Origin of the sequence: Mesorhizobium sp. M00.F.Ca.ET.216.01.1.1, from assembly GCF_004010325.2 — a bacterium.
Classification (GTDB): domain Bacteria; phylum Pseudomonadota; class Alphaproteobacteria; order Rhizobiales; family Rhizobiaceae; genus Mesorhizobium.
On the sequence record NZ_SADR02000047.1, the window covers coordinates 1 to 23835 of the forward strand.

Annotated in this window: 24 protein-coding genes and 2 pseudogenes; 12 read left to right on the forward strand and 14 right to left on the reverse strand. The window is 61.6% G+C overall.

What is annotated here, in order from left to right:
• On the reverse strand, positions 1-832 hold an 832-nt coding region (locus tag EN859_RS33505), incomplete at its 3' end, for a PAS domain S-box protein (protein ID WP_189502420.1).
• A gap of 226 nt (positions 833-1058) precedes the next feature.
• Between EN859_RS33505 and EN859_RS33510 the strand changes: the two genes are divergently transcribed.
• Together EN859_RS33510 and mgtA are read left to right on the forward strand one after the other, a co-directional pair.
• Entirely contained in the window at positions 1059-1871 is an 813-nt protein-coding gene (locus EN859_RS33510; protein WP_189502428.1) for a universal stress protein, read from the forward strand.
• Positions 1872-1943: 72 nt separating this feature from the next.
• The gene (mgtA, locus tag EN859_RS33515; RefSeq protein ID WP_135913571.1) at positions 1944-4568 is read left to right on the forward strand and encodes a magnesium-translocating P-type ATPase; all 2625 of its coding nucleotides are present in this window, start codon (positions 1944-1946) and stop codon (positions 4566-4568) included.
• A 429-nt stretch (positions 4569-4997) separates the two neighbouring features.
• Here mgtA and EN859_RS33520 read toward each other — a convergent pair.
• The 8 genes and pseudogenes from EN859_RS33520 to EN859_RS33555 form a co-directional block, all read right to left on the reverse strand.
• A pseudogene (locus tag EN859_RS33520) lies at positions 4998-6060 on the reverse strand (transposase); the annotation flags it as partial.
• A gap of 276 nt (positions 6061-6336) precedes the next feature.
• A complete protein-coding gene (locus EN859_RS33530) occupies positions 6337-6543 on the reverse strand; it encodes a hypothetical protein (protein ID WP_127857024.1) in 207 nt (68 codons plus the stop codon).
• Positions 6540-6716: a hypothetical protein gene (locus EN859_RS39900; protein WP_245525841.1), complete on the reverse strand. Its 177-nt coding sequence runs from the start codon at positions 6714-6716 to the stop codon at positions 6540-6542. The genes EN859_RS33530 and EN859_RS39900 overlap by 4 nt, the downstream gene beginning before the upstream one ends.
• Positions 6717-6745: 29 nt before the next feature.
• A pseudogene (locus EN859_RS39905) lies at positions 6746-6877 on the reverse strand (transposase); the annotation flags it as partial.
• Positions 6878-7035: 158 nt separating this feature from the next.
• Complete coding sequence (locus EN859_RS33540) at positions 7036-7275, reverse strand: hypothetical protein (protein WP_127857026.1); 240 nt, start codon at positions 7273-7275, stop codon at positions 7036-7038.
• A gap of 394 nt (positions 7276-7669) precedes the next feature.
• A complete protein-coding gene (gene groL, locus EN859_RS33545; RefSeq protein WP_127857027.1) occupies positions 7670-9316 on the reverse strand; it encodes a chaperonin GroEL in 1647 nt (548 codons plus the stop codon).
• Between the two features lie 34 nt (positions 9317-9350).
• Positions 9351-10637, reverse strand: coding sequence for a 5-aminolevulinate synthase (gene hemA, locus EN859_RS33550; protein ID WP_127857028.1), 1287 nt, complete (start codon positions 10635-10637; stop codon positions 9351-9353).
• 107 nt (positions 10638-10744) lie between these two features.
• Entirely contained in the window at positions 10745-11359 is a 615-nt protein-coding gene (locus EN859_RS33555; protein WP_127857029.1) for an SCO family protein, read from the reverse strand.
• 184 nt (positions 11360-11543) lie between these two features.
• Between EN859_RS33555 and EN859_RS33560 the strand changes: the two genes are divergently transcribed.
• The 9 genes from EN859_RS33560 to EN859_RS33595 all read left to right on the forward strand — a co-directional run bounded on the left by EN859_RS33560 (position 11544) and on the right by EN859_RS33595 (position 20838).
• Positions 11544-12260 carry a hypothetical protein gene (locus EN859_RS33560; RefSeq protein ID WP_127857030.1) on the forward strand — a complete coding sequence of 239 codons (717 nt, stop codon included), beginning with the start codon at positions 11544-11546 and terminating at the stop codon, positions 12258-12260.
• Positions 12261-12350: 90 nt separating this feature from the next.
• On the forward strand, positions 12351-13487 hold the full coding sequence (locus tag EN859_RS33565) for a metallophosphoesterase (protein ID WP_127857031.1): 1137 nt from the start codon (positions 12351-12353) through the stop codon (positions 13485-13487).
• A 13-nt stretch (positions 13488-13500) separates the two neighbouring features.
• Positions 13501-13965 carry a hypothetical protein gene (locus tag EN859_RS33570; RefSeq protein WP_127857032.1) on the forward strand — a complete coding sequence of 155 codons (465 nt, stop codon included), beginning with the start codon at positions 13501-13503 and terminating at the stop codon, positions 13963-13965.
• A gap of 141 nt (positions 13966-14106) precedes the next feature.
• The gene (locus EN859_RS33575; RefSeq protein ID WP_245525837.1) at positions 14107-15543 is read left to right on the forward strand and encodes a cbb3-type cytochrome c oxidase subunit I; all 1437 of its coding nucleotides are present in this window, start codon (positions 14107-14109) and stop codon (positions 15541-15543) included.
• Entirely contained in the window at positions 15540-17225 is a 1686-nt protein-coding gene (locus EN859_RS33580; protein WP_127857039.1) for a cytochrome c, read from the forward strand. Before EN859_RS33575 ends, EN859_RS33580 begins: the two co-directional genes overlap by 4 nt.
• A gap of 3 nt (positions 17226-17228) precedes the next feature.
• Positions 17229-17405, forward strand: a complete 177-nt coding sequence (locus tag EN859_RS38420) for a hypothetical protein (protein WP_189502422.1) — start codon at positions 17229-17231, stop codon at positions 17403-17405.
• Positions 17377-17586, forward strand: a complete 210-nt coding sequence (locus EN859_RS33585) for a hypothetical protein (RefSeq protein ID WP_127857033.1) — start codon at positions 17377-17379, stop codon at positions 17584-17586. The genes EN859_RS38420 and EN859_RS33585 overlap by 29 nt, the downstream gene beginning before the upstream one ends.
• Positions 17587-17923: 337 nt before the next feature.
• Positions 17924-18652, forward strand: coding sequence for a sulfite exporter TauE/SafE family protein (locus EN859_RS33590; RefSeq protein WP_127857034.1), 729 nt, complete (start codon positions 17924-17926; stop codon positions 18650-18652).
• Positions 18649-20838, forward strand: coding sequence for a heavy metal translocating P-type ATPase (locus EN859_RS33595; protein WP_245525838.1), 2190 nt, complete (start codon positions 18649-18651; stop codon positions 20836-20838). The genes EN859_RS33590 and EN859_RS33595 overlap by 4 nt, the downstream gene beginning before the upstream one ends.
• Positions 20839-20847: 9 nt before the next feature.
• Here EN859_RS33595 and EN859_RS39910 read toward each other — a convergent pair whose 3' ends face one another.
• From EN859_RS39910 to EN859_RS33615, 5 genes are all read right to left on the reverse strand, one after another.
• Positions 20848-21516, reverse strand: coding sequence for an FCSD flavin-binding domain-containing protein (locus tag EN859_RS39910; protein ID WP_348632962.1), 669 nt, complete (start codon positions 21514-21516; stop codon positions 20848-20850).
• Between the two features lie 40 nt (positions 21517-21556).
• The gene (locus EN859_RS39915) at positions 21557-22117 is read right to left on the reverse strand and encodes an FAD/NAD(P)-binding oxidoreductase (RefSeq protein ID WP_245525840.1); all 561 of its coding nucleotides are present in this window, start codon (positions 22115-22117) and stop codon (positions 21557-21559) included.
• On the reverse strand, positions 22114-22431 hold the full coding sequence (locus tag EN859_RS33605) for a c-type cytochrome (RefSeq protein ID WP_189502424.1): 318 nt from the start codon (positions 22429-22431) through the stop codon (positions 22114-22116). Before EN859_RS33605 ends, EN859_RS39915 begins: the two co-directional genes overlap by 4 nt.
• A gap of 95 nt (positions 22432-22526) precedes the next feature.
• The gene (gene soxZ, locus EN859_RS33610; RefSeq protein ID WP_127857036.1) at positions 22527-22853 is read right to left on the reverse strand and encodes a thiosulfate oxidation carrier complex protein SoxZ; all 327 of its coding nucleotides are present in this window, start codon (positions 22851-22853) and stop codon (positions 22527-22529) included.
• Positions 22854-22870: 17 nt separating this feature from the next.
• Complete coding sequence (locus EN859_RS33615) at positions 22871-23317, reverse strand: thiosulfate oxidation carrier protein SoxY (RefSeq protein WP_127857037.1); 447 nt, start codon at positions 23315-23317, stop codon at positions 22871-22873.
• A 326-nt stretch (positions 23318-23643) separates the two neighbouring features.
• On the opposite strand from EN859_RS33615, the gene EN859_RS33620 reads away from it, so the two are divergent.
• Positions 23644-23835, forward strand: a 192-nt coding sequence (locus tag EN859_RS33620; protein ID WP_189502426.1) for a transposase, incomplete at its 3' end; no start/stop codon positions are given.

Genomic DNA, 23835 nt, shown 5'->3' on the forward strand with positions numbered 1-23835 from the left:
CCATTTCGCCAAGCGCGGTAAACCGCGCCATGTGGAGAAGCTCCTGCTGCTGCTCCTGTATCCTTGCCTCTGCCCTGTGGCGCTCGGTCAAGTCGCGGCAGAACCCGGTAAAGAAGCGTCCGGTTCCGGGATGCATCTCGCCGACGGCAAGCTCCATCGGAAAGGTTGAACCGTCCTTGCGCATTCCGGTGACGGTGCGGCCGAGCCCGATGATCCGGCGCTCTCCGGTCGTCAGGTAGCGGTGTAGATAGGCGTCATGCTGGTCACGATAGGGCGACGGCATCAACAGACTGACATTATGGCCGATCACCTCGTGCGCCTGATAGCCGAACAGCGTTTCGGCAGCCGTGCTGAAGGATTGAATGAGGCCTCGTTCATCGATGACGACCATTGCATCGGGTACTGTTGCCAGGATCGAACGCAAATGATCCTCGCGCAATTGAAGGGCAATGTTTGCGAAGGAAAGCTCGCTGACATCCGTGCCTTCGACAAAGATCGCAGTAACGCGGCCATCGTCGGCCTTGATCGGCTGATAGACGAAATCGAGGATGCGCTCTTCGATCGGTCCGTCATCCTTGTTGCGGAGGGCGACCTTCACGCCCCGGCCCCTGTACGGCTCGCCGGTTTCGTATACCTCGTCCAGCAATTCGTAAAAGCCCTGGCCTTCGAGCTCTGGCAGGGCTTCGCGAACCGATTTTCCAATCACCTGCCGCTGGCCAATCAGCCGTTGATAGGCAGCATTGGTCAACTCAAAGACATGACCCGGCTCACGCATCAGCGTCATGAAGCCCGGAGCCCGCTCGAACATTTGTGACAAAACCGATTTCAGCATCGTCCCGCCGGCTGAGAAAATAAGCGCTTCGCTTTGGCTCACCTGAGGTCCCTGGGTTCGGCACGCCTGCAACAAAGGTTAATTATCACTCTCGCCGCGCACGCAAAACCGATCGACGGCGAAGTTTTCGGAAGCAATTGGCGGGTCCTTTGACGCGCATCAAGGCATAGGGCGCCGGCGAATGCAATTCATCGCGCATTCGGTCAGTTCAGCGAAAGGGCTCCGCATGTCCTACAAGTCAATTATCGTGAACCTCGCCGTGGATGCACCTCCTGCAGCCATAGTGAAGGTCGGGGTGGAACTTGCGGAACGGTTTGGAGCCCGTCTCATCGGTCTGGCGGCTGCAGATGTTCCGCCTCTGGTCGCGACCGGCCACGGTATGGTCTACGAAGGCGAGGTCATGCAAATCCAGCGAACGGAGATCGAAAAGCAGCTTGCCGAACTGCGTGCCGAATTCGAGAGGCTGGTTCCTGCCTCGATCAGCAGCGAGTGGGGGCAGGACGTGTGCAGTCCGACCCGCTTCCTCAGCGTTTCCGCCCGCGCGGCAGACCTCATCGTGACCGGCGGCCACGACCGAGAAAATGTCTATCGCGCTGTGGACATCGGCAGCCTTGCACTCGGCACAGGCCGGCCGGTCCTCGTCGCTGCGAGCAATGTCGAACATGTGTTGGCAAAAACGGTGCTCGTTGCCTGGAAGGACACCAGGGAGGCGCGAAGGGCAATCGCTGATGCCTTGCCTTTTCTGGCCAGAGCTAACGAAGTTGTCGTCGCCACAGTCGGTACTGACCGCCACGAAAGCATTCGTGACAGCCTCGCCGATATCGCAGTCTTTCTCGAACACCATGGCGTCATGGCGCGCACCGAACTGATTACCGGCGAGGCCGACGGCGACCGGTTGGTGGCGTTCGCACGCTCGGTTCACGCGGACCTGATCGTCTCCGGCGCATACGGTCACAGCCGTCTGCGGGAATGGGCGTTCGGTGGCGTCACCCGCACGCTGATCCAAGAGAGCGGCATCAATCGCATGATGTCGTACTGATGACTGGTCATGGCACCTGGCGAACTCGACCAGTCCACGTTGCGGGATCGGCCGGCAAGCAGAGGAACCAAGATGCAATCTGTCCCTACGTCGATGGGCGCTGCCGGCGACAATGCCTATTGGTCAATTGAGTCCAGCGAACTCCTGCAACGGCTGGGGACCTCCGCCTCGGGGCTTGCTAGCGCCGAGGCGGCGTCAAGGCTTGCAAAATTCGGACACAACACGCTGGTGTCTCGATCCAGCACGTCGGCTTTGGCCGTCTTTGTCCGACAGTTCCGTAGCCCGCTGGTCCTCATCCTAATCTTCGCAGCCGCGGTGTCGGCATTCGTCGGCGAGGGCCACGAGGCCGCGATCATCGGGGCGATCGTGCTGGCGAGCTGCGTCCTCAGCTTTACCCAGGAGTACGGAGCCTCGCGTGCGATGGCAGTGCTGAAACAGCGCATATCGCGAAAGACCGCCGTGTTGCGCGATGGCTTGGAGTGCTCGGTCGATAGCGACGATATCGTGCCTGGCGATGTGGTGCGTCTTTCTGCTGGAAACCTCATTCCCGTCGACGGCGTCATTTTGGATGCACGGGATTTCAATGTCAGCGAAGCCGTGCTGACCGGCGAAACCTTCCCCGTCGTGAAAGCGCCGGGCCGGTCGGCTCCGGAGGCCATGGTCGCACGGCGAACCAACGCGGTCTTCACCGGCACATCGGTCCGCAGCGGTACTGCGACCGTGCTCGCGGCGGCGACCGGCGCCAGCACGGAGTTCGCATCGATCGCCGAAGCCCTGGAGCAACGTATCCCCGAGACGGAGTTTGCCCGCGGCATCAGGCTGTTCGGCTACCTGATGAGTGAGATCATGCTGGCGATCGTCATCCTGGTGTTTTTCGCCAATCTGATGCTCGATCGGCCGCTGATCGAATCGCTGCTGTTTTCGCTGGCGCTCGCTGTTGGCCTCACGCCGGAGCTACTTCCAGCCATCATCAGCGTGACCCTGTCTCGAGGCGCGCGCACGATGGCGGCGAGCGGTGTCATCGTGCGCCGTCTCGACGCCATCGAGAACTTGGGCAGCATGGACCTGCTTTGCACCGACAAGACCGGAACGCTGACGGAAGGCGTCATCCACCTTGACGGATGGTTCGACGTCGACGGCAATCCGTCGACGGACGTTTTGCACTGGGCACGTCTCAATGCAACGCTGCAGACGGGGCTGAAGAACCCTTTGGACGAGGCAATAGCGGGTGCTCAAGGCGAGGGCGCCACGTCGAACCTATTCACGAAGGTCGACGAGATTCCCTACGATTTTGTCCGTAAGCGGCTGTCCGTCGTGGTGCGGACCAAGCAAGGCGAAGACCTTTTGATCACAAAGGGCGCGGTTCAGAATGTTCTCGAAGCCTGCCGTTTCGTTCAGACTGCTAATGGACAGGAGCCCCTAAACGACGGGCATCGCAAGGCGATCGACGACAAATTCCGGCGCTGGAGTGCTGACGGCTATCGTGTTCTGGGTTTGGCAATCCGGCGTTTCGAAAGCCGCAACGCCTTTGGCAGGAAGGACGAGACCGATCTCGCCTTCGCCGGCTTCCTGCTTTTCCTCGACCCGCCGAAGCAAGGCGTCCGGGAGACGCTCGCGGCGCTCGCCCACCGCGGCATCGCCGTGAAGGTCATTTCTGGCGACAATCGCTACGTCGCCGCGCATCTAGCCGAGGCGGTGGGCTTGCGTGCCGACAGGATCATGACCGGCGAGGACCTGTCGAAATTGACGAAAAGCGGGCTTTTCGCACGCGCGCAACACACCGACCTCTTCGTCGAGATCGATCCAAACCAGAAAGAGCGCATCGTTCAGGCCTTGCGCAGCCGCGGCCATGTCGTCGGTTATCTTGGCGACGGCATCAATGACGCGCCGGCCCTCCATGAGGCCGACATCGGTATTTCTGTCGACACTGCCGTCGATGTCGCCCGCGAGGCCGCCGACATCATCCTTCTCAAACGGGATCTGGGCGTCCTGGTGCGCGGCGTCGACGACGGCCGCAAGACATTCGCCAACACGATGAAATACATTTCCATCACGACGAGCGCCAATTTCGGCAACATGATCAGCATGGCCGTCGCCTCGCTGTTCCTGCCTTTCCTGCCGCTCTTGGCAAAGCAGATCCTGCTCAACAATTTCCTTTCCGACGTTCCCTCGCTCGCTATTGCGAGCGACAATGTCGACCCAGACCAACTACGCCGGCCGCGTCGCTGGGACATCCGTTTCGTGCGGCGGTTCATGGTCAGCTTTGGCCTGGTCAGCTCGCTGTTCGATTTCGCGACCTTCGCCTTCCTGCTGCTCTTCGCGCACGCCACCGCCGCCACGTTCCAAACTGCGTGGTTTACCGAATCGCTGCTGACTGAACTCGCCATCGTGCTCATCGTGCGTACGCACAAGGCCTTCTGGGCGAGCCGTCCAAGCCGCTTGCTCGCCTGGCTTACGCTCGGTGTTGGAGCCATCGCCATCGTCGTGCCCTACGCACCCTTCGCCGCATGGTTCGGTTTTGTGCCTTTGCCGCTGTCGGTGCTTGGGGGACTGATTGCCATCACTGGTTTCTACCTGATCGTTTCGGAGGCAACCAAGCGCTGGTTCTTCGATCATGAGAGCCATCACCGGCATCGGTGGCAGGCAATGCGGATTATTGGCAGCGGCAGCAAATCGAGATCGGCTCACCCGCATTGATATTCTGTATGGCAGAGGCTTGAGGCGATGGCGAAGAGAAGCGCGTGGAGTGAGGGGAAACGACGGCGGCAATAGCGTAGTTTCGGCGAGCCTGTCGCCCTCCGTCGTCGTGTTCGTTTCAGATGCCTTCGATCGCCCTGTGCACCTTCCTCACTGTTTGGATAATCCGAAACGTTATTGCTTCGGATGTAAATCCCGTTCGCCCTCGCAGGGGCATGGCGCACTACGGCGTGCACATTGGTGGGTCAAAAGAGGGCTGAACCTGCGACGGTCCATGCCGACTTCGCTACATAAGGTGCCCGGCCCAGCGTTGATCTATCATCACGGGGCATATAGGTCATCCTGAGTGCTGTCGGTTCTTCCGACAGCGTGTCCCCCGACCAAAGCATTCGCAATTCCACGTCGTTAGACTTGCGTTGTTTAGCCGTACCAGCGCTTCAGCACATAGTCGATTGGCTCGGCAACCGGAGAACTGCGGGATAATTTGGCCCGCTCGGCCCGCATCCATTTCTCAAGCGCCTCTGCGATGGGTCGGCTCTCCTGCCGGCGTCGTTCCAGGCGTTCGTCGGCGGCAAGACCGTTGATGTCGCGCTCGATGTCGAACAGCGCGTCGATGCGTTTGACCGGCTCGAGCGCGACCGGCGAGACCGGCGCAGCGTTCTTTCCGCGCTTGGCGTTCGCCGCGATCTCGGCGAGCACGACCGCGCGGCCGCCAGAACATACGCCTCGATCAGGCCATGTTGCGGCTGCAGAACGAATGCGCAGGCGCCAACCTGCTCGGCGAGCGTCGACACGTTCAGATCGATGCCTTCGCGGGCATACCGTTCGCTCTGCCGGTTCAGCGGTTGATGCTGACCGAACTTCTCGAACAGGATCATCGCCAAAAGGTTCGGGCCGGCGAAGCCCCGTGGGGTTGCGTGGAAGGGGGCCGGCGGCTGTGTGATCTTCTCGCATTCCCGGCACGAGAACCTCGCGCGCACCGTCTGGATCACCTTCCATTGGCGCGGGATCACCTCCAGCGTCTCGGTGATGTCCTCGCCAAGCTTCGACAGTTTCGTCGACCCTTCAACAGGGGCAGCTTTCCGGCGCGACGATGACGACGCGCTTGCGCGGCAGATGCTCGGGGAACGGCTTGCGCGCTGGCCGCCTGCACTGGAAGGACTTGACCGTCTGGTCTTTTCCGCCGCTTTCTCGGCCGCCAGCTCGTCCTCGCTCGCGGCTGCCTCCAAATCCTCCAGCTGCAGTTCCATCTGGTCGAGCAGCCGGGCTTTCCGCTCCGAGCGGCTGCCGTAAAGCTCGCGGCGCAGCTTTTCGATCTCGAGCTTGAGTGAGCGATCAGGGCATCCGTACTGGAGTTCACCGCCCGAGCACGCGCCGCGGCGGCCTCGGCTTGCACACGCGCAGCTCGCTCGGCGAGGATCACCGCATGGGCGCTAGCAAGGTCGGACGGAAGCAAATCAGGGACGGCTTTCACAGCTCGAGGGGACCACATCCATCTCCGATCGCAAAGGCAAACCCATCATCCGACCGAGGTCGGGCGCCAGGTTTCCTGCGGGTTGCGCCAATCAATTCCGGGCAGAAGATAAGCGAGCTGGGCGGCCGAGACCGTTACCGCACCGTCGGCTGGTGATGGCCACAAGAACCGCCCCCGCGAACAGGCATGCGCCTTGGCCGTCGTGCCAGATCACCTTCAAAAGGTCGCCCCGGCGTCCGCGAAAGCAGAAAACGTGGCCGCCTAACGCATATGTGGCGCGCCACATATCCGTTCTTATGTGTCGGTCGTGGATATGTGGCGGCGTGGTCCCGAAGCAGCTAATTCCGCGGTGATCGCGAGCTTTGCCGCCACATATCCACGACCGACACATAAGAACGGATCGGCACCGCCGTCGCGCACCAGCGCCATGAGCCCGTCGGGGCCCTTCCTGAAGTCGACCGGCCGCGTCGCCACATAGACTTTGGCTCCCGTCGGGATCATGCCGCACGCACCGCCCGGATCGCCGTGGTCAGAAGGGTCGGAGCGACGTCATTGCCCACGCGTATCGTCGCATCGCCGATGACGATCTCCAGCCCGCCCATGCCGGCGCCTTCCCCGCGCGAGACTTCCACCGACGCAAAGCTCTGCGCTTCCGCCTCGGGCCTATCCGGCAAAAGAGCAATCGCACCCGAGCCGAGCGCTTGCGCCGCCAGGCAAACAGCTGCTGCGGGCTCACGCCATGCGCTCGAGCCACCGCCGAGACATTCACGCCCGGCGCCAGTGTCTCCTCCAGAATCCGCCTCTTCGCCTCCGCCGGCCAGCGACGGCGCAGCAGCGCCGGGCTCTCCTCGAGACGGTTTGCTACCGCCTCGATGACTGCAAAACTTTCAAGTCTGGACTTGGGTGCAGACTGCAAACCAACCTCCCGCGCAGAATCATCGCGGCAGTGTCATCGTCTTCACAACTCAGCGAAACATGGGGTTAAATGGGCGCTTACGGTGGAGAATCTGCTGTCATCAGATACTGTGTAATCCAGCTCGAAATCGTGGAGGACAAATCGCGCGCTACGTTCTTGCTGGTCGAGAACCCGTTAACGTCACGCACGAAAGCATCAAGAATTACCGGCAGAGGGGATATGTTGACCCAAGTCATCGGCAACTGCTGCACATCAAGGCTTTGCTCGGCCACAATCGCTTCGGCAGATGGATCAACAAAGAGTTCGACCTCAGCCACCGGACAGCGCAGAATTACATGGCTGTTGCTAAGGTGCTCGGCGAGAAAAGCGCAATGGTTGCGCATTTGCGACCGACGACTTTGTATGCCCTAGCTGTGATAAGTGCACAAGAACCCAAGGCGATATTAGGGTCCAAAGCGCAATCATTGCCCGGAGAAAGCCTTTCCAAGAAAATTGCTTCTCCACATCGGCCTCCTTGGTTACAGTCGGAACTCATCTTACAGGAGCGGTCTCATCAAACGCGCCAAATTCTCGCACACTTTTTGCCGACGAAACGGTCCCGCCACAGGGGAAGTCTTGCAAAGGTGCGTTCCTGCTCTAAGCGAAGGCGAGCGGTCACGTCTCTGTCATAGAAGATAAGACTGACCTCGGCGTTCAGGGGCCGCGAAGCGGTCAGAAATCCAAATCCATATCGTGATGATGATGATGCTCGTGACCGGGAAGCTCCGGCGGCGGCGGGCCAGGCACTTCGGCCACCATGGCCTCCGTCATGATGAGGAGGCCCGCCACCGAGGCCGCGCCCTGGAGCGCCGTTCGCACCACCTTGGCCGGGTCGATGATGCCCTTCGACACCAGATCCCCGTACACGCCCGATTGGGCATCGTAGCCATAGGCGTTATCGTCATTTTCGAGGATCCCGGCGATGACGACCAAGCCTTCCAGGCCGGCATTGATCGCGATCTGCCGAGCCGGCCAGGTGATCGCCTTCCCGACGATCGCGATGCCGACCTGCTGGTCCTCGTTGCCGCCCTTGAGCTTCTTGAGCGCCCTGCCGGCGCGCAGCAAGGCGACCCCGCCGCCCGGGAGAATGCCCTCCGCGACCGCGGCTCTTGTCGCGTTCATCGCGTCATCGATGCGATCCTTCTTCTCCCTGACCTCGACTTCGGTGGCACCGCCGACCCTGATCACAGCGACGCCGCCGGCGAGCCTCGCCAGCCGTTCCTGGAGCTTCTCGCGGTCGTAATCGGAGGTGGTTTCCGCAAGCTGGATCTTGATCTCGGCGATGCGGGCCTCGATGCTTGCCCGCTTGCCGGCGCCGCCGACGATCGTGGTGTTTCCCTTGTCGATCATCACCTTCTTGGTGCGCCCGAGCGTCTCGAGGGAAACATTCTCGAGCTTGAGGCCCAAATCCTCCGAGATCACCGTTCCGCCGGTCATCAGCGCGATATCCTGCAGCATCGCCTTGCGGCGGTCTCCGTAGGCCGGCGCCTTCACGGCTGCAACCTTGAGAGCGCCGCGCAATTTGTTGACCACCAGCGCCGCAATCACCTCGCCCTCTACATCCTCCGCGATGATGAGCAGCGGCTTGGCGGCCTGCACCACCTTCTCCAGCAGCGGCAGTATTTCGTTCAGGCTGGACAATTTCTTCTCGCTGATGAGGACATACGCATCCTGCATCTCGACCCGCATCTTTGCGCGATTGGTGATGAAACGGGGCGAGATATAGCCGCGGTCGAACTGCATGCCCTCGACGAATTCGAGTTCGGTTTCGAGCGACGTCCCGTCCTCGACAGTGATCACGCCGTCATTGCCGACCCTCTTCATGGCGTCGGCGAGGCAGCGGCCGATCTCCCTGTCGCCGTTGGCCGAGATGGTGCCGACTTGCGCAATCTCGACGTTCGAGGTGACCTTCGTGGCGTTGTTTTTGAGTTCCGCGACGACGGCTTCGACCGCGAGATCGATGCCGCGCTTCAGGTCCATGGGATTCATGCCGGCGGCCACCGCCTTAGCGCCCTCCCGGGCGATCGCATGCGCGAGCACGACCGCGGTAGTCGTGCCGTCGCCGGCCTGATAGGAGGTTTTTGTTGCGATCTCGCGCACCATCTGGGCGCCCATGTTCTCGAACTTGTTGTCGAGTTCGATTTCCCTGGCGACGGTCACGCCGTCCTTGGTGACCCGCGGCGCACCGTGCTCGCTGCCGATCGCGACGTTGCGCCCCCGGGGGCCAAGCGTAACCCTCACCGCATTCGCCAGGGTGTCGATGCCGCGCAGCATTCTGTCGCGAGCCTCGAACGAGAATATGATCTCCTTGGCAGACATTTCCTTAATCCTTAGAATCAATCATCGACGACCCTTATGGGCAACGACTCGGCCTCATTCGCCCGCATAACCGAGTTTGTCGTGGCAGCCCTAGTCGATTCCAGACATCAACCAGAGCCGCCGCGAGCCGATCGATCATGACGTCCTCATGGCAGGGTGTGGGCGTAATGCGTAGCCGCTCGGTTCCCTTCGCCACGGTCGGATAATTGATCGGCTGGATATAGATGCCGTGCTCGCTCAGCAGAAGGTCGCTCGCCGCTTTGCACTTCGCCGGATCGCCGACCGCCACGGGAACGATGTGGGTGTCGCTCAGCATGAGCGGCAGCGCCGTCGCACCCAGCACCGCCTTAACCCGTCGGGCGCGATCCTGCTGGCGCTTGCGCTCCTCCTCAGAGGTTTTCAGATGCCGGATCGCCGCCGTGGCCGCGGCGCAGATAGCCGGTGGCAACGCGGTGGTGAAGATGAAACCTGGAGCATAGGAACGGATCGCATCGATCAGCACAGCGCTTCCCGTGATATAGCCGCCGAGGCAGCCGAAGGCCTTGGCGAGCGTGCCTTCGATCACGTCTATCCGGTTCATGGCGCCGTCGCGCGCGGCAATGCCGGCGCCGCGAGGGCCGTACATGCCCACAGCATGGACCTCGTCGAGATAGGTCATTGCGCCGTAACGATCGGCGATATCGCAAATGCGATTGATTGGCGCAACGTCGCCGCCCATCGAATAGAGACTTTCGAAGACGATGAGTTTTGGACGATCCGGACCCGCCGACTTCACCAATTCCTCGAGGTGATCGACGTCGTTGTGGCGGAAGATGCATTTCTCCGTGCCGGACTGGCGGATGCCCTCGATCATCGAATTGTGGTTGAGGGCATCGGACAGGATCAGACAGTCGGGGACCAACTTGGCGATGGTCGAGATACCGGTCTGGTTCGAGACATAGCCGGACGTGAAGACCAGCGCCGCCTCCTTGCCGTGGAGATCAGCAAGCTCGGCCTCGAGTTCGACCAGCGGATGATTGGTGCCAGCGATGTTGCGCGTTCCGCCCGCCCCGGTCCCCATCCGGGTCGCCGCTTCGATCATGGCTGCAACGACCCTCGGGTGTTGTCCCATCCCGAGATAGTCGTTGGAGCACCAGATGACGACGTCCTTCGGTCCTTGCGGGGAGTGCCACACGGCGTGGGGGAATCGGCCTGCGATCCGCTCGAGGTCCACGAAGACCCGGTAGCGCCGCTCCTCCTGCAGCCGCGCGATGGCGTCGGCAAAGAACCCGTCATAACTCGTGACGCCGGCCTCCCGAAACTGCCATCGGCTATCGCTCATGCTTCCCCCCAATTTCCGGTCGCCGCAGATCTCGATCTCTCCCATCGCGCCGACCTTTGGTTACACCTCACAATTTGCCTTATCTGCAACTCTAGCTGGGGCTTCCTTCATTCATCGGGCTGCGCCATGATTTTGCGCAGCGTGTCGGCAATGAGACTGGCCGGCGTGTCGAAGTCCAGGCCTCGGACGAATTTGCCCTGAGGATCCATAATGTAGATGTAAGTACTATGGTCGACGACGTAGTCTTCGGCGCCCTCTTCAGTTTTGTGGCGCGCGCTATAGGCGCCATATCCCTGGGCAACTGCGGCGATCTGTTGCGGACTGCCGGTGAGTCCGACGATCCTTGGATCGATCGCCCCGGTGTATTTCCCGATCACTTCAGGCGTGTCGTGTTCAGGATCGATGGTGATGAAGATCGGTTGCAGTTTGGCGGCGTCGGGGCCGAGTTCCTCAATCGCCACGGCGATTTCGGACAGTGTCGCCGGACAGACGTCGGGACAAGAAGTGTAGCCGAAGAAAACCAGCAGCCATTTGCCGCGATAAGTCTCATCGGTGACCGTCGTCCCGTCCGGCGCCGTGAGCGTGAATGAGCCACCGACCGTCACCGATGCGTCAGCCCGCGCCAGCAGGGGGCAGATCAACAGGGCCGCTGCGAATATGATGGAGAAGAGGGTATGCGGACCGTAAGCCCAGGGGCGGAGGAATCCATGCCGTCGCTTCATCAAGTACCTCCGGCACCTCGAGAATGACGTTCCAGGTTCCCGAGTACGACGTTTCGGTCGTAGCAACTTCGGCTGGCCGCCCTGATCTTATCTTATTTTGTTGCTGACTGACTAGGCTGGACGTGGTAACTTTGTCCGCTAAATAGTCCCTCATAGGTGGCCCCTCACCAAGGAGGCGGCTTCGATGAAGATTGTTGAGCTGATCAGCGGGCTAGCGGCGATCACTTTCGTTGCGACGATGTCGGTTCCTGCGCAAGCTTACGAAGAAGGTCCGGTCACGGGAGGCGGAACGATCGAGGGTACGATCGTCTACCGTGGGGACGTGCCGACAACAAAGATCATCCCCACCAAGAATGTCGAGGTGTGCGGGGGCACCCGCGAGGAGCCGCTGATCGATGTCGGAAGCGATCAGGCCGTGCTGAACGCGGTGGTGTATCTGGTCGACGTGGCCAAGGGCAAGGCCTGGCCGAAGCCCGGCAAGCCGCCGGAGATCGACAACATCAAATGCCGCTTTGTGCCCGCGATTCAGGTGATACCGGCCGGTTCGCTGGAGGTCGTCAACGGCGACCCGGTACTCCACAACACCCATGGCTACTATGGCAAGCGCACCGCCTTCAACCTGGCGCTGCCCAACAAGGGACAGCGCATACCCGTCGAACTGAAGCGCGCCGGCACTGTCCGCATCGACTGCGACGCGCACGGCTGGATGGAAGGCTGGGTCTACGTGGTGGACAATCCCTACTACGCAATCACCGGCGCCGATGGGAAGTTCAGCATCCCCGATGTGCCACCCGGCGACTACACGCTCGTGACGATCCACTCCTTCACCGGACCTATCGAGCAGCCCGTAACAGTAAAGGAGAATCAGCCTACCAGCCTGACGATTGAACTGAAAAAGTAAGAAAATGGGCGACCCACTGACCCAACAGGGTCGCGTTTTTATGAAAAGACCGACGCTTTAAGAAACGGTCTGCACTGAGGAGGAACCCTGATGTCTGACGAGCTTGACCGCATTCGGCGCGAAATGCATGCGGTGCTGCAGCAGCCTGGCGTACGCCCCGACGACTCGCTCCAAATCACCCGTCGCACCTTCATTCACAGATCGCTGCTGTTCGGCGCCGCTTCCGTCGGCCAGACCTTCGCGTGGTGGCCGTTGCTAAACACCATCGACGTCGCTCACGCCGCCGAAGCGCCCTTCAAGTTTGCCTGGATTTCGGACACCCATCTCTACCAGAAATCCCTCAACACGCGCTTCGTCGACAAGGTGGTGCGCGCCGTGCAAGAGGTCCAGGCCATGGATCCGCCGGCCGACTTCCTGATCTTCGGCGGCGACCTGGCCCAGCTCGGAAAGATCGAGGAACTCGAGCTTGGTGTCGATCTCCTCAAGGATCTGACGATCAAGAAGTACTACATCCCGGGCGAGCACGACTGGTATCTGGATATGGGCAAGAAGTGGGGCGAGTTGTTCGGCCAGCCCAACTGGACCTTCGACCACAAGGGTGTGCGCTTCATTGGGCTCGATACGGTCAGTCGGGGACCGGACTACTGGACAGTGAAGAAGATGACGCCAGAGGAGCGCATGGGCCATATGGCGACCCTCGACGGCACGGTCGCTGGCGCGTGGGCCGGCGTCGGCCGCGACCAGCTCGACTGGATGCAGAAGATACTCGCCGACTGGGATAAGTCCAAACCGATCGTCATCTTCAGCCATAATCCGCTCTACGAGTATTACCCGCCCTGGAACTTCTGGGTGCGCGACTGGCGCGAAGTGAATGACGTGCTGAAGCCTTATACCAAGGTCACCAACATCCACGGTCACGTCCACCAGGTGCTCTACAACGAGATCGGCAGCATGCGCTCGATCGGCATGCTGGCGACCTCCTGGCCGTGGCCCTATGCCCCGGAAGGCGTGCCCAAGCTGACCAAGCCGATGATCCGGGCCGACCCCGGCGATACCTACGATGGGGTCGGCTGGGAAACCGTCACCGTGCCCGCCGACGACAAGGTCGACGTCGAGTACATTATGTGGGGCCGCAAGGAGGTTCTTGTTCAGTCGGACCCGGATTCCTCGTTGAGTCAACCCGAGAAGTTGCGGCCGCGGATCGCCGACAATATGTGGCCATACTAAGGGAGGAATGGCTATGACAATCAGAGCGACATTTCTCGGCACGTTGTGCCGTCCGTCCTTCGTCGTAGCGATTGCGGCGGTCGCAGTCTTCGTCGGCCCCACCAGTGCCCACAAGGCACCGCACACACCGGAGCAGTTAAGACAATACGAAGACGTGCTCATGGAGGAGGTCAGGAAGGGCGACCTCTTGTTCCACGGCGATGCGGCGACCGCCAAACAGATGAACGTCGTCCTCTCCACCACGGGAATGGCCTGCGCAATGTGCCATCCCATGGCCTCGGATACCCACCCGCAGTCCTACCCGAAATTCCAGGTAGAAACGAGCAAATTCGCGACGCTGCGCGACATGATCAACTGGTGCATCGAGAAGCCTAACCAGGGCGAAAAGATCGAGATCGATTCGGAGGCGATGAAGGCCTTGGAAGCATACATCACTTGGTCGAACTCCGGCTCGGTGTTGGTCCCCGGCAAGCATTAATTCTTTTCGGCTTGGAGCGGGCTGCATAGCGAAGATTTGCGCGGGAAGATATCTGAAACCGGCCGCCGGCATCGGGCCGGTAAAGTTTGGAGTTGAGTCCTGAAGATGCGCGCGGTTCAAGTGCGCGTGATGGGAGAGGCTGTGGCAGAGACATTGCGTGGCAGATTCGCCGGCATCGACCTTGATGAGCTGGTCGACTGGCCTGTTGTGCGAACTTGGCTTTATTGGGGCATGTTCTGGCTCCTGGTCGCACCTTCGGTCGGCGTGGCGCTTTCGGGCCTCTTCAATTATCCCGATTATCTGGGCACTGCCAACCTGGGACTGACCTTCGGGAGGTTACGGCCGGTCCACGTCAACGGCGTCATCTTTGGCGCCTTTTCCTCCCTCTTCATCGGCGAATGCTATTACCTGGTGCCGCGCCTTTGCGGTGTGCGGGTGCCCTGGCCGCAATGGGGCGTACCGCTGGCCTGGCTGTGGAATGTCTCCGTGGCGGCGGCGCTCATCTCGTTGCCGTTCGGCACAAACCACGGCCTCGAAGCGGGCGAGTTCCCGCTGTTCGCGAAAATCCCGATCTTCCTCGTTGTCGCCGCGGCGACCGCGCAGTTCCTGATCACCATCGCCCGACGTCTCGAGCCACCACTCTATGTCGCACTCTGGTATCTGATCGGGGCTTTCGTCTGGACGACGATGAATCTCGTACTGGGCATCATCCTGCCCTACACGATTTCTGGCATAAACAGCGCGGCCTTCCACGGCCTCTACCTCCACTACATCGTCGGATTGTGGATCACGCCGGCGGGTTACGTGCTGATCTACAATTTCTTGCCGATCAGCGTGGGCAATCCGATCTATGGCCACAAGCTCTCGCTTGTCGGCTTCTGGTCCCTCGCCCTGTTCTACCCCTTTGTCGGCATCCATCATTATCTTTACAGCCCGATCGCAGATTGGGCCGAGACGATCGCGATCGTCACTTCCATGCTGCTGATCATTCCGGTTTGGACGGTGCTGGTGAACTTCTTCGGCACGGTGATGGGCCGCTGGGACGCCTTCGGCAAGAATCTCCCGGCCAAATTCCTCATCATGGGCTCGCTGATGTATCTGGTCGGGTGCTTTCAGGGCTCGACGGAAGCCTTGCGTTCGATCCAGCAGCCGACCCATTTCACCGATTTCGTCATCTCGCACTCGCACCTCACTGTGTTCGGGACGTTCGTGGTCTGGGCAATGGGCGGCCTGGTCTATGTCTGGCCGCGGGCCTGTGGGCGCGAGCTTTGGTCGTTCACGATGGGCAATTGGGCATTCTGGCTGATTACCGTCGGTATCTCCACCATGGGCCTGGTGCTGACCGCCGCTGGGCTGCAGCAAGGCTTCCAGTGGATGGCCGGCACCGAGTGGCTCGACACGGTGATCTCGATGCGGCCCTATTGGCTGGTGCGGACTGTTGCTGGCGTCAGCATGGATATCGGGATGACGCTTCTCGTCATCAATATGATGATGACGGCGCTGACCCGGCCCGCCGAAGCGACGGAAGGTGCGGTATTCGGCGCGGCCCCGGTTCCGGCTGGTGGGGCGGGGCGATGAGTGCGCGGTTTGTTATCCTGGTGGCCGGCATCTTTTGCTTCTTCGCCGCCCTCATCACCCAGGGTTTCCTGCCATTTTTCGAACCCTCGGCGCGAACCAATCGGGTTACTGCCGTGGTCCGCACCGATTTCGGCCAGCTCAAATGGATGATGACCGAGGCCACTGATTACACGCCGCTGCAAAAGCTCGGTCGCGCCGTGTATCTGCGCGAAGGTTGCTGGTATTGTCATTCCCAGTACGTGCGCCCAGTGACCGGCGAGACGCGCCGCTGGGGTCCGGTGACGGAGTCAGGCGAATTCGCCTACGACGTGCCGCATCTGTTCGGCACACGGCGCATCGGACCCGATCTGATGCGGGTCGGACTTAAGTTCGGCGACGAGTGGCATTTTGCCCATTTCTGGAATCCGCGCATGCTCTCCCCGGATTCGATCATGGCGCCCTATCGGGGACTCTTCGCTACGCCGGAGCAGCCGGTCAAGATCGTCGACGACGGAGCCGGCAATCGTACACTGGAAAGGACGTCGGTTTCCGAGGGGCTGTTCGACTTCGCGAGCAAGGAGCAGATCAAGCTGACGCCCAATGCCGACGGGCTGCTGTTCGTGCCCATGCAGGCGCGCGGCAAGGCGCCAGTCATTGTGATACCGAACGAGGAGTACAAAGGCGACGCGGTCAAGATCGCCGCCGAGACAAAAGACCTGGAAGCCCTGATCGCTTATATCCAGAAGCTCGGCATGGATCGCGGCAAATGGCGCGATCTTTTTGAACCACAGCAGCTTGAAGTCACGGAAGTCACATTTCCGCGCTCGAGCGAGTGGATCGCCCATGGCCGGGAGGTCTATGAGCGGCGATGCATCGGTTGCCACGGCGTGAATGGCGACGGCAATGGACCTGCCGCGACCTTCCTTTACAAGCAGCGCCCGCGAAGCTTCGCGGCGGCTGTGTTCAAGTTCCGGCTGACCAAGGAGCCGCTGCCGACCGACGGTGACCTATTGCGCACGATCACCCGTGGGGTACGCGGCACGGCGATGCCCGCCTGGTATGAACTGCCTCTCACGGATCGGCTCGCTGTCATCCAGTACATCAAGTATGAGCTGGCCGTGGACCGCTCCAACCCGGCCCAGCCTTATGCATTCTTCATCGAGGAGCCACCTGGCCCTCCGCTCTACATCGCAAAGCCGCCCACCGTTTCCCAGGCAATCCTCGAGCGCGGCAAGGAAGTGTGGAAGATCGCGAAATGCTGGGAGTGCCATGGCATGACCGGAAAGGGCGATGGCCAGAAAGCTGCCGGGCTGAAGGACGATCTCGGTTTTGGCATTGTGCCGGCCGACCTCACCAGCGGCCAGTTCAAATCGGGGACAGCGGTCGAAGACATATTCCGCACCATGACGACCGGATTGAGCGGCACGCCCATGCCCTCCTATCGGGATGCATTGCCTGAAGAGGACCGCTGGGCGCTCTCGTACTTCGTCCTCGCACTTTCCGCCTATAAGGACCCGCTTGGGGGCGCACCGCTGGCTATCGCCGATAAGGATCGCGCGGCGCTCAACGACCTCACTCTGGAGGCGGTTTCTCCGGACAAGGCCTATGTCCCGGGCGGGGTGCCGGCGCAGAACACTTCTGAACTCGGCGAAGGTAACGGCGGATCGGTGACCGAGAAACAAAATGCTGCCGAAGGAGGCTGAGTTATGCTCGGATTTGAGGTCACCGGACCCTACGTGAGCGCGTTGCTTATGAGCCTTGGTGCGCTCTGTGTCTTTATTTGGGGCGTGCTTTCAGGCGCCTTCCACGGCGCCGATGAAGCGGCCACCAGATTCTACGAAAGGGAAGCGGAGAATGACAACGCCAAGCACACCGCAAAGTGACGGTCCGTCTCACGGTTCGGACCCCGACCACGAGATGGAGGAGTACGCCGGTGGAACCGTCCAGTCGCGACACGGGTATATCCCGATATGGCTGCTGGTCGTCTACGCGGTTCTTTTCGTCTGGGGTCTCTACTACGCCTACCTTTATTGGGGCGGGGTCGGGCCGGGAAGGATTGGTTAGGCAGCACGGTCGCGCACGCCGACGAGTTGAGAGAAGGAGCAGGAGATGCTGATAGCTAAGATTGTAATGGGTTTGGCGATTCTGAATCTTTTCCTGCTGATTTCCGCGCTCGCCATGAACGTTGCCCTTGTTTATTTCGGCTGACCAGGAGGGGGCGTATGCTTGCAGACACCGTTTTCTCATTCGCAAATGCAAGTCCGTACCAAACGATCGCCTTGGTCGGCGGCGCGATAGCGCACATCGCCTTCTTCGTATGGGTGGCTTACCTCGTGCGCCATTAGCGGCGCAGAGCAACACTTCTCGTTGAACGTGCGGCGCGTCGACAGGAGGTCTGCCAATGACCTATTACCTCGTGATCTTCGCCGCAGGGTTCGCGGGTAGCTTTCATTGCATCGGCATGTGCGGCGGCTTTGCCTGCGCGCTGGGCCGTGATCAGCGGGGGGGAGGCGCAACCGTCCTTCGCCACCTGCTCTATAATACTGGCCGATTGACAACCTATTGCTTTTTGGGCGGGCTCGCGGGCGCGCTGGGTCAAGTCATCTGCACCACGCAAGGGTCGATTGCAGCGCCGCTCTTGAGCGGCTCCCTCGACATCGCCCAGCGAATTCTGGCGATTGGCGCCGGCCTGCTCATGATTGCCATGGCGTTGCAGTTCTTCGGCTTGCTGCAGGTCTTTCATCGCCTTGCGATCGGATTCGGCGGCAGTACGGTTGCCATGTCCCTGCGCAGCCTGCTGACGGCCCGCAGCAGCGCTGCGCCGCTGGCCTTTGGCGTGTTCAACGGCTTCCTGCCATGTCCCCTCGTCTACGCCTTCGCTGCCCAGGCGGCCAGCACCGCCGGAGCGCTTCCCGGGGTTCTCGTCATGGCGTCGTTCGGACTGGGAACCTTTCCCGCAATGTTGATGATGGGCGGCGTGGGCCGGATACTCGGCCCAGACTGGCGACGGCGCGGGGTGCGGCTGGCCGGCGGCTTTATTCTGTTGCTTGGTCTCATCACGCTCGGCCGTGGTCTGCTGCCTTCCGACGCGCATATCGGCTACGCCTGGCTGGGAGGACATCCCACATGACTGCGCATGGCAATATCCTGTGTAGCCATTGCTCGCTTCCCGTCGGCCTGCGCCCGATGGAGCGCAGGCTCAACGGTGAGGATTGCGGGTTCTGCTGCTACGGCTGTTGCATCGCCTTTCAGGTGAAGAGCGGCAGACAGGAAGAGTGGGAGGCCGCCTGGCTTCTGATCCAGCTCGGCGTCGGCGGCTTTCTCTCCATGAATATCATGATGTTCAGCCTCCTCCTCTATTCGGACGCATTCACCGGCGCCGATGCCGGTGTGCTGCCGTGGATTCACCTTCTGCTCTGGATCTTCGCGACGCCAGCGGTGGTGATTCTTGGCGGACCCTACCTGCGCGACATGTGGCTCAATGGCATTCAGGGACGCGTGACATCGTCAGCGCTCATCGTGCTTGGCGTCGCTGCCGCCTATCTTTATTCGGCATTTGCCGTGTTCGAGGGCAGCACGCATGTCTATTTCGACAGCGCCGTGATGGTGCTGATGCTGTTCACCGTTGGCCGCTATCTCGAGGCCGTTGGCCGCGCCAGGGCGGCGCGCGACCTCGAACCTCTCTTGGCCGCCGAAAGCGAGCGCGCAACCGTGGTCGATGGCGCGGCAGAGATCCGCCGTCCGGTGCGGGACGTGACGGCCGGCACGCTGGTGCAGGTCCGGCCAGGCGAGCGCATTCCGGTCGACGGCGTGGTTATCGAGGGGGAATCGAACGCCGATGAAGCCGTGATCACCGGGGAAAGCCGGCAAGTGCCAAAGGGCGCCGGCTGTACGGTGATTGCCGGCAGTATCAATATCGACGGCCCGCTCCTGATCCAGAGCAGCGGTGACGGAACCGCAACGCGTTGGGCACAGATTTGCCGGTCGGTGCGCGAGGCGCTCAGCCGTCGCAGTCCAACCCAGCGCCTTGCCGATCGCGTTGTTGGCGTGTCCGTGCCGCTCGTCCTCACCCTCGGCGCGCTGACGTTCGTTTACTGGGCGCAGTCGTTGCCGTTCGATCGGGCGTTGCTGATTGGCCTCTCGGTACTGGTGGTTGCCTGTCCGTGCGCCGTCGGCCTCGCCGCTCCAATGGCGACCTCGCTCGGCATCGGCCGGCTGGCGCGGCAAGGCTGCCTTGTCCGCGATCCCGGCGTGCTCGAGACTCTCGCGCAAGTGCGGCTCGTCGCCTTCGACAAGACAGGCACCTTGACGGCGAGCGAGGCGCGGCTCGTCGGCATCGACCGCGATGAGGCAAGTGTCGACGACGTGCTTTCGCGCGCGGCCGGCCTGGAGCGCCATTCCGAGCATGGCCTGGCGCGGGCCATCGCAGCGGCCGCGGCTCAGCGCGGCATCGCGCCGCTCGCAACAAGCAATGTCCGGGCGATTCCCGGCCGCGGCGTCCGCGGCAGCGCAAATGGCGAGCCCATGGCGGCCGGCAGCATGAGACTGATGGATGATCTCGGCTGGTCGCTTCCCGCAGCACTCGCCCAGCGGGCGCGGGCGCGCGCGGCGAGCGGTCATTCGGTGGTCTACGTCGGATGGGGCGGGCGGGTCCATGCGGTGTTGTCGCTCGACGATTCGCCGCTTGCCGAGGCTGAGACGACGATCGCGGCGTTGCGCGAGTGCGGGCTCGACGTCGCGTTGTTGACCGGCGACCTTAAGCCAGCGGCGAAGCGGATCGCGACCATGGTCGGCATCAAGGCCGTGCAGGCAGGTCTTTCGCCCGAGGCTAAGCGCGCGGCCCTCGATCGGCTCCGCCATGACCACGGCTTGGTCGCGATGGTCGGCGATGGCCTCAACGACGGGCCGGTGCTCGCCGCCGCCGATGTCGGCATCGCCGTTGGCTCGGCCACCGACCTCGCTCGCGAGACCGCGGCGCTCGTGCTGCCTGTGGACGGATTGTGGCTGCTGCCCTGGGCCGTCGATGTCGCCCGCGCAGTGCGCCGGACCATCCTGACCAACCTCATGTGGGCGTTCGGCTACAATTTCGTCGCGCTCACCGCCGCGGCTTTCGGCCTGTTGCAGCCGATCCTCGCGGCCGCGGTCATGGCCGGATCGAGCATCCTCGTGGTGTTGAATTCGCTGCGGCTGGAACGGCTCCCCGATCACGTTCCCGCGCCGATCCCGGAGCAACAACGATCCGGCGCCGAGGCGGAGCGTGCCCGCCATGATGCCGGGATTTCCGCGATGGCCGGCCTGGAGATCGAGCGGAGCTGAGCCTCGCCGTCAGCCAAACACGTCGTGCGTGAAGGCGTCGTACCAGCCGTTCGCGGTGCGCACCACCTGGCGGCGGAGTTCGGCATCCTCCCCGACCGCGCTGAGCAGAATCTCGCTGATCTTGATGGTCTCTGCTGTGGCCTTGAAGCTGATTGCATCGCTCACCGCATCATCGGCGGCGAGAAAGGTGAAGCAGGTGTTGAACAGGTGAGGTTCGATGGCCTCGGAGCCGGCGAGCGCGGTGGCGATGGCGAAGGCGCAAACCTTGGCCTGGCTGTTCGTCACGAAAGCCGATTTCGGCATGTCGCCGGCGCTGGTCGCATCGCCCACCACGTAAATTCCCGGCTGCAGCTTCGATTCGAACGTCAGCGGATCGATCGGACACCAGCCCGACTGATCGACGAGGCCCGCCCGCCGCGCCAGCTCGCCGGCCATCTGCGGCGGGATGATATTGGCGACGGCGGCCTTGAATGTGCCGCCCGCGGTCTTGACGACGCGGCCCTTCACGTCGACCGCCTGGATGCCGCCGGTGAATTGACCGGGCAGCCATTCTATCATGCCTGGATAGTGGCGACTCCAGGCGTCCTGGAACAGATCCTGCTCGAAGAAACTGTCTTTGGAATCGAGAATCAGGATTTTCGCCCGCGGCTTGAACTGCTTGAAATAGTAGGCGATCAGAGATGCGCGCTCGTAGGGACCAGGCGGGCAGCGGAATGGATTAGGGGGGGGCGGTGATCACGAATACGCCGCCATTGTCCATGCTTTCAAGCTGTTCACGCAGCAGCTTGGTCTGCGGCCCGGCATTCCAGGCATGCGGCAGGCTCTCTGATGCGGCCTCGTCATAGCCCTCGATGTCGCTATATCTGAAAGCGATGCCCGGGGCGACGACGGCGCGGTCGTAGCCAAGCTTGGTTCCGTTCTTCAGCGCGACGACCTTGGCCACCGGGTCGACCGCTTCGGCCGTGTCGTGAATGACGGTGATGCCGTATTTCTGCGCCAGCGTTTCATAAGAATGCGTGAGCGATTCGAGCGAGCGAAGCCCGGCGAGATAAAGGTTGCTGAAGAAGCAGGTCGTGTAGCTCGGCTTCGGTTCGACCAAGGTGACATCGAGGCCTTTCTCGCTCGCCGCCAAATATTTGGCGACGGTCGCGCCACCGACGCCGCCGCCGACGACGACGACTCGCGCCTTGGCTTGGCCTCTTGCGACGCGTGGACTGAACGGTACGAGACAAGCCGCTCCCGCAAGGTGAGTGAACTTGCGACGTGTCCAGCGGTTCATGGCTGCGCCGTTTCCTTTCCCAGCGTCGAGAGATAGCGCGCCACCGTCGCGACCTCCTCGTCAGTGAGCGAGCGGACGATGATGTTCATGATCTGGCTCGGCCGCTCGCCCGACTTGAAAGCTTGCATCGCGCTGACAAGTTTGTCCTGATCCACTCCGGCGATCGGCGGAATGGCCATGTCCCGGCCGTCGAGGCGATGGCAGGAAGCGCAGGCCGCGGTGAGCTGCGCGCCCTGATCGGCGCCCGCCGCACCGGATTGGCTGACGAGCAGGACGAACCCTGCGGCGATCGCGGATCGCGCAACGGGGCGCATGCTCATCGCCCCTCCGTCTCGGAGTTTTCCGGTCACGTTTCTCCCCCCTCAACTCCTGCCAACGCAATTCACGGCAGCTCGATGGCCGCGCCATCTCAAGCCACCGTGAGCTGGTGCGACAACGCATAGACAGCGCCGCCATCTTCTTCCCAGACAAAATCGAGCCGGCCGCTCTCTGTCGCGCGCAGGGAAAATTCGAAGAAGGGGTTGGCGGCAATCGCCTCGTGAAGATCGACGCTGAACACCATGACGTCGTTATAGCGGCAGACAAACCTGTTGATGATCTTGCGCGGGATCACATTGCCTCGATCATCATGGCGCAGGCCAGTTTCCATCTCATGGCTGATGATGGTTTTGACCTGAAAGACTTCGCCCTTCACCGTAACGCTTGGTACGACCACGCGTGGTGTGGGGGTGATCACTGTCTCTCTCCCGTATCTCAGGCGCAGCCATTCGTGGCGACATCGACCCAGGCCTTGGTCATCAGCAAAACGCCGTCATTCATCTCGGCGACAGCTACGACATGCTGCGGTTTGGCAAGGCGGATGCGTGTCGATACGCGGGCTAGACTGCGTTGGGGAACGAAATGGAAACTGGCGACTTCGATGATCGGGTTCTGCGGCGCGAACACGCGGATTTGCCTCACATGGTCGGTCTCGGTCATGGGGCTGTCGATGTCAAGGCTCATGGGCACGGTGTAGCCGGTTGGGAAGACCGCCGGCATTATCAGGTGAAGGCGATCCGATGCGATGGCCGTCCGTCCGGTGAGCTGTTTGACGAGATCCAACGCCTCATCGTTCGCACGCGCGCTCCCTGGCGAGAAGAGCGCGGCACCGGCAAACCCCGCACTTGCGGCGAGCAACACATCGCGGCGCGTCAAACTCATCGTCCCGGTCTCCAAACCCTGCCACCTCTTTAGGCCACTCCAAGAACACATCGGCGGCGGCAGGCGGCGCACTCGGACATATCAGTGCGGCAGCTTCTGCGAAATTTAGCACCGACAACCACTGGGAGCAATCTCGCGGAGGTGCCCATGGACGCCCTTGAAACCAATGCATTCTGTTCAACAACGATATTCAACTTGCACGATGGAGTTTGCGGCGGGCTGAAACCAATAGAAGCGTTGGAAGTTGCTGCTCGACGTAAGAGACCGTTTTGAAAATCGGCTGGCTATGGGTTCCGTCTGAGGCTTGGTTGTGATTCAAGCTTTAGATGTGGACAGAGCAGAGCCGTGGCCGGATGGCCCAGATCGCCAAGAATACCAAGCGCTACCCGTCTGATTTGACGGACGAGGAGTGGGAGCAGTTCGCGCCGCTGATGCCCAAGCCTGGGCGTCGCGGCCGTCCGCGCGAGGTTGATTTCCGGGAGGTGGTCAACGCCGTGCGCTACCTGGTCCGCTCCGGT